Source organism: Thiomicrorhabdus arctica DSM 13458 (assembly GCF_000381085.1).
GTDB lineage: Bacteria > Pseudomonadota > Gammaproteobacteria > Thiomicrospirales > Thiomicrospiraceae > Thiomicrorhabdus > Thiomicrorhabdus arctica.
Map to the genome: position 1 here is coordinate 1,071,715 of NZ_KB905899.1, position 17,189 is coordinate 1,088,903.

Below are 17,189 nucleotides of genomic sequence, written 5' to 3' on the forward strand. Positions count from 1 at the left end.
GATGTATTGATAATATTTTCTAATCGGGCTGTGATGCTCTAGCGAACCTATTTTAGACTTAGCAATCAGATGCATACTTGCCCAATATAAAGATTGGAAAAATATAGAATGGGAGTGACTCTCTCACAAACAATGACACACAAGTCGCATGAAATATATTCTGTAAAGATCAGAAGAGTTTTTTGATTATAGAGCGTTGAAAACGAGAAGAAAATGGGGCGAGCGACGGGGATTGAACCCGCGACAACCGGAATCACAATCCGGGACTCTACCAACTGAGCTACGCCCGCCATAGTAGATATTTACTTTGAAAATAGACAACAAGTAAATGGTGCGCCCATCAGGAATCGAACCTGAAACCCTCGCCTTAGAAGGGCGATGCTCTATCCAGTTGAGCTATGGGCGCTTTTTGTCAAACTTTCGTCGAACCTTTTGACTATTGGCCTGAAGATGAACTGTTTCCACCCGCAAGCTAATAAGAATATGGTCGGAGTGGAGGGATTTGAACCCCCGACCACCTGTACCCAAAACAGGTGCGCTACCAAGCTGCGCTACACTCCGATATGTTGTGGCGTATTCTATAGAGACGCCCTATCCCTGTCAACAAATAAAACGAAACAACCTATAGTTTTTTAGCGCTTTAGAGTGCCTTCAGCGCGCCTTATAAGGATGTCAGATTTAAAGTTGATAGCTGATTGCTTGCACTTTTAAAATAAACCATTGATTCTTTACTGTAATTTGGCCAATTAGTGTAATTTGGGATTTTTAAATGGTTCAACAAACCGCCTTTTTTTTGGGGATGAAAAAAAAAATAATTCGGGTATTATAGTGGCAACTATTTAACATCACTCTTACCTAGGAGACTAAAATGTCTGCAAAAATTTTAGACGGCAAGGCGATCGCAGCTGAATTGCGTGATTCGATTAAACAAGAAGTTGATACCCAAGTTGCGGCTGGCAAGCCAAGACCAGGCCTGGCGGTTATTATGGTCGGCGAAGACCCAGCTTCTCAGGTGTATGTTCGTAACAAGAAAATTGCTTGTGAAAAAGCGGGCTTTAATGATGTCTCGGTTGTGTTACCTGCTGAAACAACGCAAGAAGAAGTGTTGGCTTTGATTGATAAGTTGAATGCCGATGAGACCGTTCACGGAATTATTGTTCAGCTACCCGTTCCAAAACATATCAGCCCTGAGCCGATTATTGAACGTATCAGCCCTTGTAAAGATGTTGATGGTTTCCACCCTTACAATGTCGGTCGCTTAGCCACCGGGAATTTACAGTTAGCACCTTGTACTCCACATGGTGTGATGACGATGTTAGAGAAGACCGGCATTCCATTACGTGGCTTGAACGCCGTTATCGTGGGCGCGTCCAATATTGTCGGCGTACCAATGGCACTTGAGTTATTAAATGCGCGTGCCACCATTACCGTTTGTCACAGTGCGACGAAAGATTTGGCTCAGAAAGTTTCTGAGGCAGATTTAGTGGTGGTCGGGGTTGGTATCCCTAACATGGTCAAAGGCGAGTGGATTAAAGAAGGAGCAATCGTGATCGATGTAGGCATCAACCGCTTAGATGATGGAACTTTGTGTGGCGATGTAGACTTTGATACTGCAAAGGAACGTGCGGGTTGGATAACACCCGTACCCGGTGGCGTTGGCCCAATGACCATCGCGACTTTGCTACAGAACACCATGCAAGTCGCGTATCACTTGGAGTGTAAAGTTTAAGTTACTTTAAAGGACTCTTTAAACCGATCAGGCCTGGTCGGTTTGAAACAGACACAAAAAAGCCCGCTCTCAATCCAATTGAAAGCGGGCTTTTTTTATGCCTTCTGCTCAACTAAGGGCTAACGATACAATTTGTGATAAGTACCCTGTTGCGCAATCAATTCATCATGACTGCCGGTTTCAATAATATGCCCATCTTCAAACACCAAAATACGATCGGCTTGTTTAATGGAACTTAATCGATGCGCAACAATCAATGTGGTTCGATTGGCTAAAAATGGCGCGAGATCGACATACAGTTGACGTTCGGTTTCCATATCCAGTGCGGAGGTTGCTTCATCCATAATCACCACCTTTGGATCTTGCAGAATCATTCGCGCTATCGCCAGTCTTTGGCGCTGTCCGCCTGACAACTTAATGCCATTACGCCCTACAATACTGTCCAACCCCTCTTCCAAGCCTCGCACGGCATCATCTAACTGTGCCTGCTCCAACGCCTGCCACAGAAGAGTTTCTTCGACTTCCTGACCCATCGTCAAGTTAAACCGAATGCTTTGATGAAACAACACAGGATGTTGTAAAACAGTTGCAACATTTTGTCGAATCACCGACTGTCCAATTTCATGCATGGGCTCTCCACCATAATAAACTTGCCCCTGATGCGCCTCATAAAACCCTAATAATATTTGCACCAAGGTGGTTTTACCGCCACCGCTTGCCCCCACCAACGCTAACTTCTCGCCAGGTTGAATGGTAAAATTTAAGTTATGCAGCACATCTTCGGACTTGCCTGGATAACGAAAGCAAACCTCTTTGACTTCAAGCCCAATAGGCTTAGCCTGCGTAAATGGATTTACCTTACAGGGATGGACAGGCTCTTGATCAAGATCCAAGACTTCATTAATCCGTTGCAACGCACCACTGCCAGCACTAAAGCCATATTGAATCGCCAAAATTTCTTGAATCGGTCCCATCATGTACCATAGGTAACCAAACACAGCAATCATCTGACCGATACTCAAGTCAGAAAACACCACCATCAGCATTCCAGCCCCCCGAAAAAGATCGAAACCGACTAGAAAAATCATAAACGAGAAACGACTTGCGGCATCACTTCTCCAGGTATAGGCTTCAGACTTGGTCTTTATGGAAAAGGCATTGTTCCGAACACGGTCAAAGAAGTTTTTATCTTGATTGGCAACCCTGACCTGCTGTAGTGCATCTAGGGTTTCTGTTAAAGATTGTTGAAAGGCATCAACTGCGCTGTTTTCGTCTTTCTTAAGGGTCTTGACCTTACGCCCCATGCGCATGGTGAAATGCACCACAATCGGATTCAATAATAAAATAAACAGCGCCAACTGCCAATTTAACCACAGCAATACCAGCGTCACACCCACCAGGGAGAATAGTGCAATAATCAGCTTACTGACGGTGGTCCCTAAAAAGGCATCAATGGTATTTACATCATTGAGCATGGTCGCAGAAACACTGCCACTGCCCATGGTTTCGTACTGTGCCATTGAGACACCCTGTACTCGGGCTAATAGATCTTTACGAATTTTAAAGGTGACATTTTTAGCGATAACAGTGAATTGCTGCATCTGCCATACCCCTAACCCTAACCCTAAACCACGCAAAATAATGGTGATAATGGTAATGACAGCAATATAATAGACTGGACCATACCATTCTGGCGAACCAAAGAATTGTAGAAAATCTACAATCGGTCCAGGCTTATCCAAGAGGACTTCATCGACTAAAAGGGGTAATAAAAGCGGTAAAGGCACCATTGCGAGCATGGCAAAAAAAGCAATAATGTGCGCTTTTATCAGTTCAGGCTTGTGTTGCTTAACTAACTCATAGATACGCCGCCAGGTATAAGAGCGCTCTGATGATGCGATGAGTTTGACCTTTTGGGGTTTTTCGTCAGACATGACTCGCATGAGGAATCTCTTTTATGAATTGATTTTAAATAAGCGATTGAAGTTTTCAGTGGTTGCTTTGGCAACCGTTTCAAAAGGCAATTCTTTGAGTTTGGCGATCTCTTCCACCACATAACGGGTATAACCAGGTTGATTGGTTTTGCCCCGAAATGGCATTGGCGCCAAATAAGGTGAATCGGTTTCGACCAAGATTCGGTCTAATGGCAAGACTGTGGCAACCGATTTTATCTCTTTCGCATTCTTAAAAGTGACAATGCCAGAGAATGAGATATAGAAACCAATCTGCATGGCGCGTTCCGCTGTGGCTAAGTCCTCTACAAAACAGTGCATAATGCCACCAACTGAATCGGCGCCTTCTGACTCCAATAGTGACAAACAATCCGGCGTGGAATGACGGGTATGGATAATCAGAGGCTTACCGAGTTGCTTAGCAATGCGGATATGTTGTTTAAACCGATCGTGTTGCCAATCCATACCGCCTTCCTTTGCGGCATCGTCTTCAAAATGAAAGTAGTCTAGACCCACTTCGCCAATGGCAATGACTTTAGGATGAGAAGCGGCTTTAATCAACTCCTCATCGCTGACAATCACTTCCTTATCTTCACAGGGATGAACCCCAATGGCCGCAAAGACAGAATCGTATTTATCGGCTAATGCTAAGACTTCATCCCACTGCCCTGGATTTATCGCCACACATAAAATGCGTTCAACGCCGAGTTCAGCCGCTTTAGTGATGACTTCCTCAACACTACCGACTTTATCTTCTGGCAGAATATTAAGATGACAATGAGAATCAACAATCACGATAAGCTTCCTTTTTGTATTCTAGATTGAAACACCGACTGGAAAGGTTCGGCGATTTGTTGGACTTCGAGCCACTCTAAACAGAGGGTTTCTAAGACCAACTCTTTATTGGCATTACCCAACCAGTTTTCCTTGGCTTGTAAAGTGGCTTGCTGAAAACGCAACCAATTCTGTAACTGCAAAGTTTGTTCGGCAGAAAGTGACCAGGCCTGGTCACTTTCTTTTTCAGCTTGAGCAACAGAGACATACGTCACCGAACGCACGGCTGAAACACTCCATTGATAGAAATAATCAAATACCGTAATCGGGGTTGACCATTTAAGCCATTCGCTCACGACTTGTGAAACTGACTTGCGCCCAGACTGTAACTGTTTTAACCCGTCTTTCCACTGGGTATCCTCTTCAAACTTTGCAGCTTCTATCCACTGCAAAGCATCCAATGGTGCGCCCCAGTTTAGACGTAAAGCACGTTTAACCAATGCACCATCTACTTGGGGAGCTTTTTGGTGTAACCATTCGATGGCATCTTCCAAAGCGGGTGGCGTAAAGCTGAGTTGCTGACAACGACTTTTAATCGTCGCAGGTAAACGGCCTATTTCATGGGTCGTCAATAAAAACAGAGTATGCGCCGCAGGCTCTTCCAGCGTTTTCAATAAGGCATTGAAAGCAGATTGATTGAGGAATTCAACCCCCTCGATCCAGATGACTTTATAGCCGCCTTGATGTGAGGTTTCATTGAGTTTATTAATTAAGCCACGGACTTGATCCACCGCGATGTCTTTTTTATCTTCCAGACGTTTAAGATGATAAAAATCAGGGTGTTGCTGTCCTTTTAACAGATGACAGCCCTGGCAGTGACCACAAGCTTGTCCATTTACCGGCTGAACACATAAGGTAGATTGAACCACGGCATCTACAAATTGTTCAAGACCAATTCCTTTAGGACCTGAAAGTAAATACGCATGACCTAAACGATCTGACAGTTGTAACCACTGTGACCACTGCGGGTTTAACCAAGGCACCAAACCTGGTGGGTTGGCTTGCGACATGGACGATGAATCGACTTGGTTCATGCCAGCATCACTTTTAGGCGTTGTTTAATCGCGTGTTGTACATTGTCCAGTGATTGACTGGCATCTAATACCGTATAACGGGACGGTGCCTGCTGTGCACGGGTTAAGTAAGCGCCGCGTACCTTTTCGAAAAAGCCTTGTTTTTCAATTTCAAAACGGTCGATAACTTGACCCGTTGCTTGGCTTCTGGCCGCGACACGTGCCATGCCGATTTCGACGGGTAGATCAAATACAAATGTAGTATCCGGTTGAAAACCTTGCTGTACCCACGTTTCAATCAGAGCAATACGCTCAAACCCCATCTCTCTCGCCGCCCCTTGATAGGCGTAAGATGCGTCGGTGAAACGATCTGAAATAACCCACTTACCTTCGGCTAAAGCAGGTTGGATTTTCTCTTGGATATGCTGAGCACGTGCGGCAAACATCAGTAACAACTCTGTGTCAGAATGCATTTCAGAAAAGTCTTTATTCAGTAGAATACCACGAATGGCTTCGCCAATTTCTGTTCCACCCGGCTCACGAGTAACAACTACCTCAATATCTTTAGAGGCTAGAAATTCTTGAATAAACAATAGGTTCGTCGATTTCCCACCCCCCTCAGTGCCTTCTAAAGTAATAAATTGACCTTTCATTAAGCTTCCTGTGTTTCTAGAACGATATGGGCTTTAACCATTGATTCGAATTTAGCGTTTGAGCAGATATTTATTCACGGCTTGATTGTGTTCAATCAAGGTATTTGAAAAGTGATGCTCTCCACCGCCTTTGGCGACAAAATAAAGGGCCTTGGTTTTCTCAGGATGCATCACCGCATCAATCGCCTCTTTACTCGGTAGAGCGATGGGCGTCGGTGGTAAACCATTTATTTTATAGGTGTTATAAGCGGTTGTCTTCAATAAGTCTCGTTTACGAATATTACCATCATACTCCTGACCAATACCATAGATAACCGTTGGATCGGTTTGTAAACGCATGCCTATTTTCATACGTTTAATAAAAACCCCGGCAATCTTAGGGCGCTCTGGGGCAAAACCGGTCTCTTTTTCGACAATAGAAGCCATGATCAGGGCCTCATAAGGCGTTTTAAATGGCAAATTTTTATCACGTGTTGACCAGGCTTGGTCTAATTTCATTTTCATGGATTGATAAGCACGCAACACAATCTGTTTATCGCTATCGCCTGATTGATAGTAATAGGTTTCTGGTAATAACCACCCTTCTAAATTCGCATAAGGATATTTGCTGTCAAGTCTGCCTTTAATGTTCAATAAAGATTGTAAGCCTGTTATATCGCTGATATCCAACTCCTGCTTGATTTTCGGCAAAGAATGAATCATTTGTAAATTTTCTTGAATTGTCTGCCCTGCAATCAAAGCGACAGGGTAAAGCACCGCTTGCCCCTCAATTAACTTGTCAATCAGTGTATCTACAGACCATTGTGGATCTATCTCAATTTCGCCCGCTTTAATTTGGGTATGTTTTCCTAAATAACGTAAGTACCAAGAAAAAAATGTAGGGGATTTTAACAAAGCTTGTTTATGTAACTGACGTGCGACCTTATTGGCCGAACTGCCCGGTGTAATTTCAATTATTTTTTTAGTCGTACTGTTGGCTATTGGATGACTGAGAAAGCCATTCCATTGCCAGACTAAGACTCCTATGGCGATCAAGCTGAGTACAAAGCCCATCAAAACCAGCCTCTTTAAAATTCTCATAATGCTGCCCTCTCTGTTTCAAGTGACAAACTGACAGCATTCTCTCTCTGCCAAGTTGACCAGGCCTGGTGGATCTCGAACGTTTTAATCGTTGGGTATCTCTTTTGATTAAAGAGATTTACCGGCATAATTCCACGTACAGCATTGGCTAAAAACAGTTCATCGGCCTGCATTAGATCCGTTATGAGCAAATTGGCTTCTTGCCAAACTAAATCCAAACTGCCTGCCAACTGGCTCAGCTGATAACGAGTAGTACCTTCGACCCCACTGTCCGTCAACTGAGGCGTGATTAAGCGATGGCCTTTAATCAGAAACAGATTGGACTGAGTGCCACCAATCGCCTGCTGATAGGCATTTAACATGATCCCTTCAGGCAAACCTTTGTGGGCGATTTCTGAGCGTGCTAATACATTTTCTAAACGGTTTAAATGCTTTAAACCAGCCAGTTGCGGTTGAATACCACACAAGGTTTCACACAGCCCAATCTCTATGGCTTGCGGCTGTGCAAACATGGGCAAATTCGTTTCGGCCTCACGCTCAATTTGAATCGGTGCAAGCGCAACTTGCAGAATTGTACTGATCAGAGGTTTTTCCGGTATTTGATAACCGACGCCACCAACACCTCGCGTGAAGATAATCTTCACGACCTTGTTTGATTCGATTGTGCTTTTGGTATAGTTAAATACGGCAATCGCTTGCTTAACCTGAGTGAACAATTCCAATTCATCCATCGCTGGAAATTGTAAACGACTCTCTGCTTGTTGCACTCTTCGCCAATGACCAGGCCAGTTTAATAACTGATCTCCGGCCACCAGCATCGTCGTGAAAAAGCCATCACCATACTGTAGACCACGATCACGCACCGATACAGCATCAATGAGCGAGCCATTGACAATGGTAGTGATTTCGGAGGAGTTCATATTAGCTGCGTTCATTCTAACGACTGTCTCGACTGATTAAGGCATTGACCAAACCTTTGGCTTTATGGCGCGTCTCAACCAATTCACTTTTCGCTTCTGAATCTGCTACTATGCCAGCGCCTGCTCTAAATTGTACCGTGGGCAGACCCTCTTTTTCAAACTGAAGCATTGTGCGAATCAGAATATTCAAATCCAAAGAACCATCACGATTGATATAACCCATTGAACCGGTATAAGCTTCACGCGGCATCTGCTCCAGTTCTGCAACAATCTGCATACAACGCACTTTAGGACAGCCAGTGATCGTCCCACCTGGGAATAAAGCATGGATAATATCTAAAGGCGACATACCTTCTTGCAACTGGCCACGCACATTAGAGACGATATGGTGCACATGTTCATAGCTTTCAATCGCCATTAACTCATTGACTTCGACGGTACCGGGCTTGCAGATACGGCCTAGGTCATTACGCTCTAAATCGATGAGCATAATATGCTCTGCGCGTTCTTTCGGATGGGAGATTAACTCGGTTATCAAGGCTTTGTCGGTTTCTAAATCCGGCCCTCGTTTACGGGTACCCGCAATTGGACGCGTTTCTACCCAAGGCGCTTGATATTTCACCAAACGTTCTGGTGAAGAACTGATGACCTGCCAGGCTTGGTTTTTAATATCTTTAAAACAGGCCAAGGCGGCAAATGGGGCAGGATTAGAGCGACGTAAAGCCCGATAAACTGAGAGGTAATCGGTTTGTTTATCTAATGTAACCTGCCATTGCCGTGATAAATTCACTTGAAACACATCACCCGACAAGATGTACTCTTTGATGGCTTTAACGCCCTCTAAGTACTTGGCTTCAGGCTCTTCCGTGGCATGAACCGATTCAATAGGATGTATTGTTGACGGCAAGCGTAATGCTTGATGAAGATCGGCTTCCATTTGCGTAAAAAGATATGTGTATTCAGGCTCTGCAATCAAAAGTACGGATTGAGTCTTATGATTCACCACTACCGCAGCAGGAATACGCGTAAGCACGGCTAACGGGAATTCAGACTTAGGCAGATTCAAGACAGGCTCAACCACCTGGGCATAGTCATAACTAAAATAAGCAAACCAGCCGCCTTTAAAAGGTAACTCTGGCGAGACTGAAGAAACATGCACTGAATCATTCGTCGTAGCAATTGAAGACTCGGTAAAAGCCTGCGTTGCTCTTTTCAGGAAGTCATCTTTTTCCGACAGTTGATTTAACTGAATCGTTTCTTGAGGATAAGCAAAGAGGATATCAAATTGACCTAATCCACCTTGAGCCACACTTTCAAGAAGAAAAGGATAGCGCAAAGGATTCAGTTCATGTAACTTTGATAAATCTAATAGAGATGGATCAGGGAGTAAAACAGGCAAAGAAACCACAGTCTGGTCATTCGTCAAATTCGACATATGGCATTAAAACCTAACGAGGAGTTTGCAAGAAAGAATGCAAACACCCCATTAAATTTTACCTAGAACTAAGGTCGCATTTGTGCCGCCAAAACCAAAGGAGTTCGATAATGCGTACTCAAATTTAGCATCACGCGCTTCACCGGCCACATAATCTAAATCACAGCCTTCTTCAGGATTTTCAAGATTGATTGTGGGTGGTAACGTTTGATTTTTAAGCGCTAAGGCCGTAAAAACCGCTTCCATTGCTCCTGCGGCACCTAACGCATGACCCGTCATCGATTTAGTCGAACTCATCGTCAGATTGTAAGCGTGTTCACCAAAAGTTGATTTGACTGCACTGGTTTCGCAAAGATCACCCGCGGGGGTTGAAGTGCCATGCGCATTGATGTAACCGATTTTCGTTGGGTCTAACTTAGCATTGTTGAGAGCGGCGACCATGCAGCGCGAAGCCCCTTCGCCACCCGCTGCAGGTAAGGTCATATGATAAGCATCACCGCTCATACCAAAGCCTAACACTTCCGCGTAGATATTGGCACCACGCGCTTTAGCGTGCTCGTACTCTTCAAGCACCACCGCGCCAGCACCATCACTCAAGACAAAACCATCGCGATCTCTATCCCAAGGACGACTGGCCGTTTGAGGATCATCATTACGGGTTGATAAGGCACGTGCTGCGGCAAAACCTGCCAAACCTAACTCAGTGGTTGCATGTTCTGCACCACCAGCAACCATAACATCCACATCACCATATTCAATCATACGCGCGGCATCGCCAATACTATGGGTACCCGTGGCGCAAGCGGTAGCGATCGCCATATTTGGGCCTTTAAGACCAAACATAATCGATAGGTTACCAGAAATCATATTCACGATTGAACTCGGTACAAAAAAGGGAGATACCCGGCGAGGTCCAGATTTCAGAGCGATACTGTGCTGAGTTTCGATTGAACCGATGCCGCCAATACCCGAACCCATTGAGACACCGATACGAAATGCATTTTCATCAGTCACTTCCAACCCAGAATCACGAATGGCTTGCGCGCCTGCAGCAATACCATAGTGAATAAAAGGATCCATTTTTTTGACGTCTTTAGGTGAAATATATTCAGTTGGATCGAAACCTTTAAGAACACCACCAAATTTGACTGAATAGGCATCCGTAGCAAATTTAGTTAAATAATCTATACCACTCTTTCCCGCCAATAAATTGTCCCAGTTCTCTTTAACGGTCAAACCCACGGCTGATAAAGCACCCACACCTGTAATTACAACTCGACGTTTACTCAAAATGACATCCTCTTTTACTCTTTTTGTTCTTGCTAGACAATTTTACAATGGGTAGAACATTTTGCATAAGACGATGGAGAAAACTCAAAACGACCCCTCTTCATTTAACTATGCAAAACATTCTTAATTCTAAATACAAAAAAAGCCGTAATAATACGGCTTTTTTACAGTACGTGACTGAACTTAAAACTTATAAGTTCGCTTCAACGTAAGCTGTTGCTTGTGCTAATGTAGAAATATTTTCAGCTTCTTCATCAGGAATTTCGCAATCAAACTCTTCTTCTAGCGCCATAACTAACTCAACAGTGTCTAAAGAATCTGCACCTAAGTCATCTACGAAAGATGCATCAGCTGTTACTTGGTTCTCTTCTACACCTAATTGCTCAACAACAATCTTTTTTACGCGCTCTTCAATATCGCTCATGGAGTTCTCCAGTTTTTTATATGTTAAATGAATTATTAATTTTGACGTATTTTCGCTCTATACCGGGTATTTTTCAAGCTTTAAAAAAAAATACTTCAGCATTTCTCCCCAGAACCGTCAATTCGGCCTTAGAACAAAGGAGATCCACTCTTTTATTAAGCGGATTTAAACCATATACATTCCACCATTAACGTTTAACGTTTGACCCGTGATGTAAGCACCACCGTCTCCAGCTAAAAATGTCACAGCTTTAGCAATGTCTTCTGGCTGTCCTAGGCTCTGTAATGGAATTTGGGCCGTAAGGGCAACACGTTGTTCTTCTGGCAAATCTTTTGTCATGTCAGTGTCAATAAAGCCTGGTGCAATCGTATTCACCGTAATGTTGCGTGCACCGACTTCTCGGGCTAAAGACTTACTAAACCCAATAATGCCGGCTTTTGCTGCAGCATAGTTGGTCTGTCCGGCATTGCCCATGACACCGACAACCGAAGCGATATTGATAATACGGCCACCTTTAGCTTTCATCATGCCACGTAAACAGGCTTTACTCATGCGAAACACTGACGTTAAATTGGTCTGAATAATATCATCCCACTCTTCATCCTTCATACGCATCAGTAAATTATCGCGCGTAATTCCAGCATTATTCACCAAGATGGTGGGCACACCAAACTCTTTAGTAATTTCAGCCAATACGCTGTTAATCGTCTCTGCATCAGTGACATTCAGGCATTTACCACTACCTAAAGCGCCCGCTTCTTTTAAGTAAGCTGAGATATTTTCAGCACCTGATTGAGAAGTGGCCGTTCCGATGACTGTAGCGCCTTGTGACGCCAAGTCCAAAGCAATCGCTTTTCCTATTCCACGACTGGCACCCGTAACAAATGCGATTTTTCCCGTTAACATGTTTTCCCTACCTATATTTTAGATATCTTTGATGTCTTTAATGCTTCACAGAATCGATGATGACTTTACAAAAACGCCATATGTCATCCTGCGTTAAATGATCTAAACAATTCTATCAATTTATAAACTTGGTTTTTAGAAATTTGCCGATTATAAGCTGATTAAGGCTTTTTCAAAACTTACTTGGTCAAATACAGGCAACACAACCATCTTACGATCAATACGTCGATTCAGCCCCATTAGAACTTTTCCAGGCCCTAACTCATATAACATCTCAACGCCTTGAGCCTTCATTGCATTCACCGTCTCTACCCACTGTACGGGACGATACAACTGCTGAACTAAGAGCGTTTTGATTTCATCAACACTGCTCGCTTGTGAAAACTGAACATTGTGTAAAACAGGTACGTTTGGCATCTGAAACTCCATGGTTGCCAATTTTTCAGCCAACTTATCCGCGGCAGGTTTCATTAATGAACAATGTGATGGGACACTGACGGGTAAAGGTACAACACGAGACGCGCCGGCTTCCGTCATTAAAGGCAATGCAATTTCTACCGCAGCTTTATTGCCGGCAATAACCACCTGGCCTGGTGAATTAAAGTTTACCGCTTCAACAATCCCATCTACTTGTGCACAAACAGCAACAACTTGCTCGTCTTCTAGCCCTAAAACGGCCGCCATAGCCCCTTGACCTGCCGGAACAGCTTGTTGCATTAAACGTCCACGCTCAGCGACCAACTCAATACCCTGTGCCAAAGTCATTACACCGCTGGCCACAAGCGCCGTGTACTCACCTAATGAATGACCTGCCATAAATGCAGGCGCACATGTCTTTTGCGCCAAAAGGGTACGATAAACGGCAATACCTGCGGCCAACATAGCGGGTTGTGTCACATCGGTTTGATTCAGCTTATCATCAGCATCGTTTTGTACAACATCCCAAAGATCATAGCCCAAAACCGCAGAGGCTTCATCAAACACATCTTTAACCTGTGAATGAGATTCAGCAAGATTCGCTAACATACCGATTGATTGTGAGCCTTGGCCTGGGAAAACGAATGCATATGACATAGTTAAATCCTACTTAATTTTATATCTGACGTGGGTAGAACCTTTTAATTGAATCCATTAAGAGATTCTACCTATTGAATATGAATGACTAACAAACTTAGACTAATAGCGAATAAGGGCTGACCCCCAAGTGAATCCACCACCAAACGCTTCTAACAACAGCAATTGGTCTCTTTGAATTCGACCATCACGGATCGCTTCATCCAGTGCGAGCGGTATCGAAGCACTAGAAGTGTTCGCATGCTTGTGTACCGTAATGACGGTTTGATCATCCGTTAGTTTTAACTTTTTAGCGGTTCCTTTGATAATTCGCAGGTTGGCTTGGTGTGGAACTAACCAATCAATATCTTCTTTCTGCATGCCATTCGCATCCAGCGTCTCACTTGCAATACGACTCAAGGTATTCACGGCCATCTTAAAGACTTCATTACCTTTCATCTGCATTGAGCGTTCCGCCACAGAATCTGTTTGAGGCAGTTTTGATGGCCCTGAAGGGACGTGTAACAACTCTTCGTATTGTCCATCTGCATGAATATGAGTAGACAATATACCTTCATGTGCAGAAGCTTCTAAAATAACGGCACCCGCACCGTCACCAAACAGGACACAAGTGTTGCGATCACTCCAATCCGTTATTCTTGAAAGCGTTTCTGCACCCACGACTAAAGCGCGTTTCGACATACCAGTTTTAATAAACTGATCAGCAACACTTAAGCCATACACAAAACCAGAACAAACAGCCTGAACATCAAATGCAGGACAACCATGAATATTTAAACGAGCCTGTAATAAACAAGCGGTACTTGGGAATATTTTGTCTGGTGTGGTCGTAGCAACAATGATTAAATCAATTGTGCTGACATCGATGCCCGACATTTCAAGCGCTTTTAAAGTCGCTTGTTCAGCCAAATCACAAGTAGTTTGGCCTTCGGCTGCGATATGACGTTGCTGGATTCCGGTGCGTTCACGGATCCACTCATCATTGGTATCAACCATCTTTTCAAGGTCAGCATTGGTTAGAATTTTTTCAGGTAAGTAGCCACCGGTACCGATGATACGACTATAGATTTTTGTGTTCATAAACTACTCAACATATATTCAACATAAAGGGAGACTAAAAATGATCATATTCTGACCTTAAAAGGCCAAACAATATAACCTCAACTTGATCTATGCTTTTGACTCAGAGAGCGTATTCTGCTGCTTAATGAGCTTAGAAACTTCTGTTGAAATCAACTCAGGTACATTTTTGCTGACTTCTAGCCTCGCTTCGGCAATGGCGTAAAAATAAGAATCCTGGTCTGCACTACCATGACTTTTAATAACGATCTTACGCAAGCCTAATAAAGAAGCACCGTTGTATTTGGCTGGATCAACTTTCTTTTTAAACGATTTCAGGACAGGATATGCGATTAATGCAACAACCTTTGTCAGCAGGTTCTTCTTAAAAGATTGCTTAAGATAAAAAGAGATCATTTTAGCCACTCCTTCTGCCGATTTCAGTGCAATATTGCCGTCAAAACCATCACAAGCGACCACATCGACATCACCTTTAAAGATATCATCACCTTCTACATAACCAATATAATTAATATCAGTGCCGCGAATGAGCTGGTGTGCATCTTTTATACGCTGATGACCTTTAATCTCCTCTTCCCCGATATTTAATAGCCCTACTTTAGGCGAAGCATTATCATCTACCGCTTGTGCAAGCACAGAACCCATCATTGCAAATTGCGCTAACTGTTTTCCCGTACAACCAACATTCGCACCTAGATCCAAAACATGGACATGGCCTTTCATGGTCGGCATACTCGTACAGATTGCAGGACGGTCAATATCAGGCAACATCTTCAAAACAAATTTAGCCACAGCCATTAAAGCCCCGGTATTGCCTGCACTGACACACGCTTGTGCCTGATCATCTTTGACCAAATTCAAGGCGATACGCATTGACGATTGCTTTTTGTTTCTTAATGCTTTGGAGGGGAGTTCACACATTTCAACAATTTGATCAGCGTGTTGAACAGTGATTCGAGAGACATCGTATTGATGATTAGAAAGTTCAGCATTAATTAAGTCTTCTTTACCGACTAATATAATGTGAATATCTGAGAATTTTTTGAGTGCATCGATTGAAGCTGGAACAGTGACCACAAGTCCGTGATCACCGCCCATTGCATCGATGGCGATATTAATAGCCAAGATGATTTAAGCCTTATCGTGAACGACTTTTTTGCCTTTGTAAAATCCATCAGCAGTCACATGGTGACGACGGTGAACTTCACCAGTAGTTTCATCAACCGTTAATGTTGGTGCATCAAGTGAATCATGTGAACGACGCATACCGCGTCTTGATGGGGTTTTACGACTCTTTTGAACTGCCATGGCAATCTCCTAAATTATAATCTTAAATTCTATTTTTTTAACCCTTGCAATATTGCAAAAGGATTAGGTTTTTCGCTATCATCAGCAGCCATTAAATCAATGTCATTGACGTAGTCTAGTGAACTTGTTTCATCCACCGGTGACAAAGGCACCGACAATAAAAGCTCATCTTCTACCCACTCATATGAAGACAGCTTAGCGTCATCTTCATTGCGTAGAAAGACTTCGATGTCTGCCGGTAAATCTTTAGCCAAGGCCAGCGACGTTGTAAAAACACCTTTAACTTCCGTTTTAATTGGGTAGCTAAACGTTTTTAATGAACGCTGACATTGTAAATCGAGTACCGTTTCTAACTTCATGATAAAAGCAGGAAATCTTAATGCCTTATCATAAAAGAAATTCAGCTCTACCAAAACATCTCGATCTGCGGCAACAGTCAGCTCTCCCAGGCGTTTTAAACGGCTCTGGTTGACTCGACCCACGAATTGTTTATCATGGTTTACTGAGTTGATGGGATCGATGTATTCAGGTAGCTTGTCAAACATAGCCGCGAATCATACAGTCATCAATCGATTAAGTCAAAAAATAACGTAAAAAAACCTGCTTTTTTCGCAGTAGAATAGACATCGACTCAGAAACTTGAATCCCTCCCTTGAAAAATCGAGGGTAATCTAAGAACCAGTCGGCATTTTCGCCTATTTTATCTTAAAAAACAAAATACTAGGTAATCATTCGTTTTATGCATTCAAACCAACCCAACACAACGGTAGAAAAAGCGACCTCAATCGATCCTCAAGCGATATCGACAGAGCCAATGCCTCGGGTAATTCTTGGCTCTACCTCCCTCTTTAGAAAACAACTGCTTAAAAAACTACACATGGATTTTACACAAATAGCACCTGACATTGATGAGACCCCCCTTGAAGATGAAACTCCAAGAGAAATGGTGCACCGCCTCTCTTTAAGAAAGGCTCAAGAGATTGCTCACAATCACCCTAATGCCATTATTATTGCATCGGATCAAACGGCCGTTTTTAATGGTGTACCCGTAGGCAAACCCCATAGCGTTGAAAATGCCATTAAGCAGTTGAGTGATTTCAGTGGTCACTGCATAACATTCTACACAGGCTTAGTTGTTATCAATACGGCTACTCAACAAACTTACCAAACCCTGGACACCACTAAAGTCTATTTTAGAAACTTGAGTGAAAACGTTATTCGTAATTACATAGAGATCGAGCAACCCTTAAACTGTGCAGGCAGCTTTAAATCTGAAGGATTAGGTATCACGCTTTTTAAACGCATTGAAAGCAACGATCCTAATGCCTTAATCGGCTTACCTTTGATTCAGTTGACCGATATTTTCTGTCAAATGGGGTATCCACTGCCTTTACAACCCGCTAAATAATCCTAAACGCGTACTTATTCGCCAAGCGTCCTGAGTGGGCAACTCACAAAAAATCACCAGGCCTGGTGACTCTAAATGCCCAC

General features: G+C 43.3%; 17 protein-coding genes and 3 tRNA genes. 2 read left to right on the top strand and 18 right to left on the bottom strand.

What is annotated here, in order from left to right:
• Positions 1-214: 214 nt before the first annotated feature.
• The 3 genes from F612_RS0104945 to F612_RS0104955 all read right to left on the bottom strand — a co-directional run bounded on the left by F612_RS0104945 (position 215) and on the right by F612_RS0104955 (position 561).
• Positions 215-290: transfer RNA gene (locus F612_RS0104945), tRNA-His, on the bottom strand.
• A 39-nt stretch (positions 291-329) separates the two neighbouring features.
• Positions 330-406: transfer RNA gene (locus tag F612_RS0104950), tRNA-Arg, on the bottom strand.
• A 78-nt stretch (positions 407-484) separates the two neighbouring features.
• Positions 485-561 (bottom strand) — tRNA-Pro (locus tag F612_RS0104955).
• Between the two features lie 307 nt (positions 562-868).
• Here F612_RS0104955 and folD point away from each other — a divergent pair.
• On the top strand, positions 869-1,729 hold the full coding sequence (folD, locus tag F612_RS0104960; protein WP_019556648.1) for a bifunctional methylenetetrahydrofolate dehydrogenase/methenyltetrahydrofolate cyclohydrolase FolD: 861 nt from the start codon (positions 869-871) through the stop codon (positions 1,727-1,729).
• 119 nt (positions 1,730-1,848) lie between these two features.
• Here folD and F612_RS0104965 read toward each other — a convergent pair whose 3' ends face one another.
• The 15 genes from F612_RS0104965 to F612_RS0105035 all read right to left on the bottom strand — a co-directional run bounded on the left by F612_RS0104965 (position 1,849) and on the right by F612_RS0105035 (position 16,243).
• On the bottom strand, positions 1,849-3,663 hold the full coding sequence (locus F612_RS0104965) for an ABC transporter ATP-binding protein (protein WP_033394549.1): 1,815 nt from the start codon (positions 3,661-3,663) through the stop codon (positions 1,849-1,851).
• Positions 3,664-3,684: 21 nt separating this feature from the next.
• Positions 3,685-4,476, bottom strand: a complete 792-nt coding sequence (locus F612_RS0104970; RefSeq protein WP_019556650.1) for a TatD family hydrolase — start codon at positions 4,474-4,476, stop codon at positions 3,685-3,687.
• The gene (holB, locus tag F612_RS0104975) at positions 4,473-5,549 is read right to left on the bottom strand and encodes a DNA polymerase III subunit delta' (protein ID WP_019556651.1); all 1,077 of its coding nucleotides are present in this window, start codon (positions 5,547-5,549) and stop codon (positions 4,473-4,475) included. The genes F612_RS0104970 and holB overlap by 4 nt, the downstream gene beginning before the upstream one ends.
• On the bottom strand, positions 5,546-6,181 hold the full coding sequence (gene tmk, locus F612_RS0104980; RefSeq protein WP_019556652.1) for a dTMP kinase: 636 nt from the start codon (positions 6,179-6,181) through the stop codon (positions 5,546-5,548). Before tmk ends, holB begins: the two co-directional genes overlap by 4 nt.
• A gap of 51 nt (positions 6,182-6,232) precedes the next feature.
• Positions 6,233-7,261: an endolytic transglycosylase MltG gene (gene mltG / locus F612_RS0104985; RefSeq protein ID WP_033394403.1), complete on the bottom strand. Its 1,029-nt coding sequence runs from the start codon at positions 7,259-7,261 to the stop codon at positions 6,233-6,235.
• Positions 7,258-8,181 (bottom strand): aminodeoxychorismate lyase, encoded by a 924-nt coding sequence (pabC, locus tag F612_RS0104990; protein WP_019556654.1) that lies wholly within the window; start codon positions 8,179-8,181, stop codon positions 7,258-7,260. The genes mltG and pabC overlap by 4 nt, the downstream gene beginning before the upstream one ends.
• Positions 8,182-8,197: 16 nt before the next feature.
• Positions 8,198-9,616: an aminodeoxychorismate synthase component I gene (locus F612_RS0104995; RefSeq protein ID WP_019556655.1), complete on the bottom strand. Its 1,419-nt coding sequence runs from the start codon at positions 9,614-9,616 to the stop codon at positions 8,198-8,200.
• A 51-nt stretch (positions 9,617-9,667) separates the two neighbouring features.
• On the bottom strand, positions 9,668-10,906 hold the full coding sequence (gene fabF / locus F612_RS0105000) for a beta-ketoacyl-ACP synthase II (protein WP_019556656.1): 1,239 nt from the start codon (positions 10,904-10,906) through the stop codon (positions 9,668-9,670).
• 190 nt (positions 10,907-11,096) lie between these two features.
• Positions 11,097-11,330 carry an acyl carrier protein gene (gene acpP, locus F612_RS0105005; protein WP_019556657.1) on the bottom strand — a complete coding sequence of 78 codons (234 nt, stop codon included), beginning with the start codon at positions 11,328-11,330 and terminating at the stop codon, positions 11,097-11,099.
• 165 nt (positions 11,331-11,495) lie between these two features.
• A complete protein-coding gene (gene fabG, locus F612_RS0105010) occupies positions 11,496-12,236 on the bottom strand; it encodes a 3-oxoacyl-ACP reductase FabG (RefSeq protein ID WP_019556658.1) in 741 nt (246 codons plus the stop codon).
• Between the two features lie 150 nt (positions 12,237-12,386).
• Positions 12,387-13,310, bottom strand: coding sequence for an ACP S-malonyltransferase (fabD, locus tag F612_RS0105015; protein ID WP_019556659.1), 924 nt, complete (start codon positions 13,308-13,310; stop codon positions 12,387-12,389).
• A 102-nt stretch (positions 13,311-13,412) separates the two neighbouring features.
• On the bottom strand, positions 13,413-14,390 hold the full coding sequence (locus tag F612_RS0105020) for a beta-ketoacyl-ACP synthase III (RefSeq protein ID WP_019556660.1): 978 nt from the start codon (positions 14,388-14,390) through the stop codon (positions 13,413-13,415).
• 90 nt (positions 14,391-14,480) lie between these two features.
• Complete coding sequence (plsX, locus tag F612_RS0105025; RefSeq protein ID WP_019556661.1) at positions 14,481-15,515, bottom strand: phosphate acyltransferase PlsX; 1,035 nt, start codon at positions 15,513-15,515, stop codon at positions 14,481-14,483.
• Positions 15,516-15,521: 6 nt separating this feature from the next.
• The gene (gene rpmF, locus F612_RS0105030; RefSeq protein WP_019556662.1) at positions 15,522-15,698 is read right to left on the bottom strand and encodes a 50S ribosomal protein L32; all 177 of its coding nucleotides are present in this window, start codon (positions 15,696-15,698) and stop codon (positions 15,522-15,524) included.
• A 29-nt stretch (positions 15,699-15,727) separates the two neighbouring features.
• Positions 15,728-16,243 carry a YceD family protein gene (locus F612_RS0105035; protein ID WP_019556663.1) on the bottom strand — a complete coding sequence of 172 codons (516 nt, stop codon included), beginning with the start codon at positions 16,241-16,243 and terminating at the stop codon, positions 15,728-15,730.
• A 194-nt stretch (positions 16,244-16,437) separates the two neighbouring features.
• Here F612_RS0105035 and F612_RS0105040 point away from each other — a divergent pair, with 194 nt between their 5' ends.
• Positions 16,438-17,106 (top strand): Maf family protein, encoded by a 669-nt coding sequence (locus tag F612_RS0105040; protein WP_019556664.1) that lies wholly within the window; start codon positions 16,438-16,440, stop codon positions 17,104-17,106.
• The last annotated feature ends 83 nt before the right edge of the window (positions 17,107-17,189 follow it).

Bases quoted from the DNA above. Each gene is read 5' to 3' on its own strand.
- folD (WP_019556648.1), top strand. From the start codon at position 869: ATGTCTGCAAAAATTTTAGACGGCAAGGCGATCGCAGCTGAATTGCGT.
- F612_RS0104965 (WP_033394549.1), bottom strand. From the start codon at position 3,663: ATGTCTGACGAAAAACCCCAAAAGGTCAAACTCATCGCATCATCAGAG.
- holB (WP_019556651.1), bottom strand. From the start codon at position 5,549: ATGAACCAAGTCGATTCATCGTCCATGTCGCAAGCCAACCCACCAGGT.
- tmk (WP_019556652.1), bottom strand. From the start codon at position 6,181: ATGAAAGGTCAATTTATTACTTTAGAAGGCACTGAGGGGGGTGGGAAA.
- mltG (WP_033394403.1), bottom strand. From the start codon at position 7,261: ATGAGAATTTTAAAGAGGCTGGTTTTGATGGGCTTTGTACTCAGCTTG.
- pabC (WP_019556654.1), bottom strand. From the start codon at position 8,181: ATGAACTCCTCCGAAATCACTACCATTGTCAATGGCTCGCTCATTGAT.
- F612_RS0104995 (WP_019556655.1), bottom strand. From the start codon at position 9,616: ATGTCGAATTTGACGAATGACCAGACTGTGGTTTCTTTGCCTGTTTTA.
- acpP (WP_019556657.1), bottom strand. From the start codon at position 11,330: ATGAGCGATATTGAAGAGCGCGTAAAAAAGATTGTTGTTGAGCAATTA.
- fabG (WP_019556658.1), bottom strand. From the start codon at position 12,236: ATGTTAACGGGAAAAATCGCATTTGTTACGGGTGCCAGTCGTGGAATA.
- fabD (WP_019556659.1), bottom strand. From the start codon at position 13,310: ATGTCATATGCATTCGTTTTCCCAGGCCAAGGCTCACAATCAATCGGT.
- F612_RS0105020 (WP_019556660.1), bottom strand. From the start codon at position 14,390: ATGAACACAAAAATCTATAGTCGTATCATCGGTACCGGTGGCTACTTA.
- rpmF (WP_019556662.1), bottom strand. From the start codon at position 15,698: ATGGCAGTTCAAAAGAGTCGTAAAACCCCATCAAGACGCGGTATGCGT.
- F612_RS0105035 (WP_019556663.1), bottom strand. From the start codon at position 16,243: ATGTTTGACAAGCTACCTGAATACATCGATCCCATCAACTCAGTAAAC.
- F612_RS0105040 (WP_019556664.1), top strand. From the start codon at position 16,438: ATGCATTCAAACCAACCCAACACAACGGTAGAAAAAGCGACCTCAATC.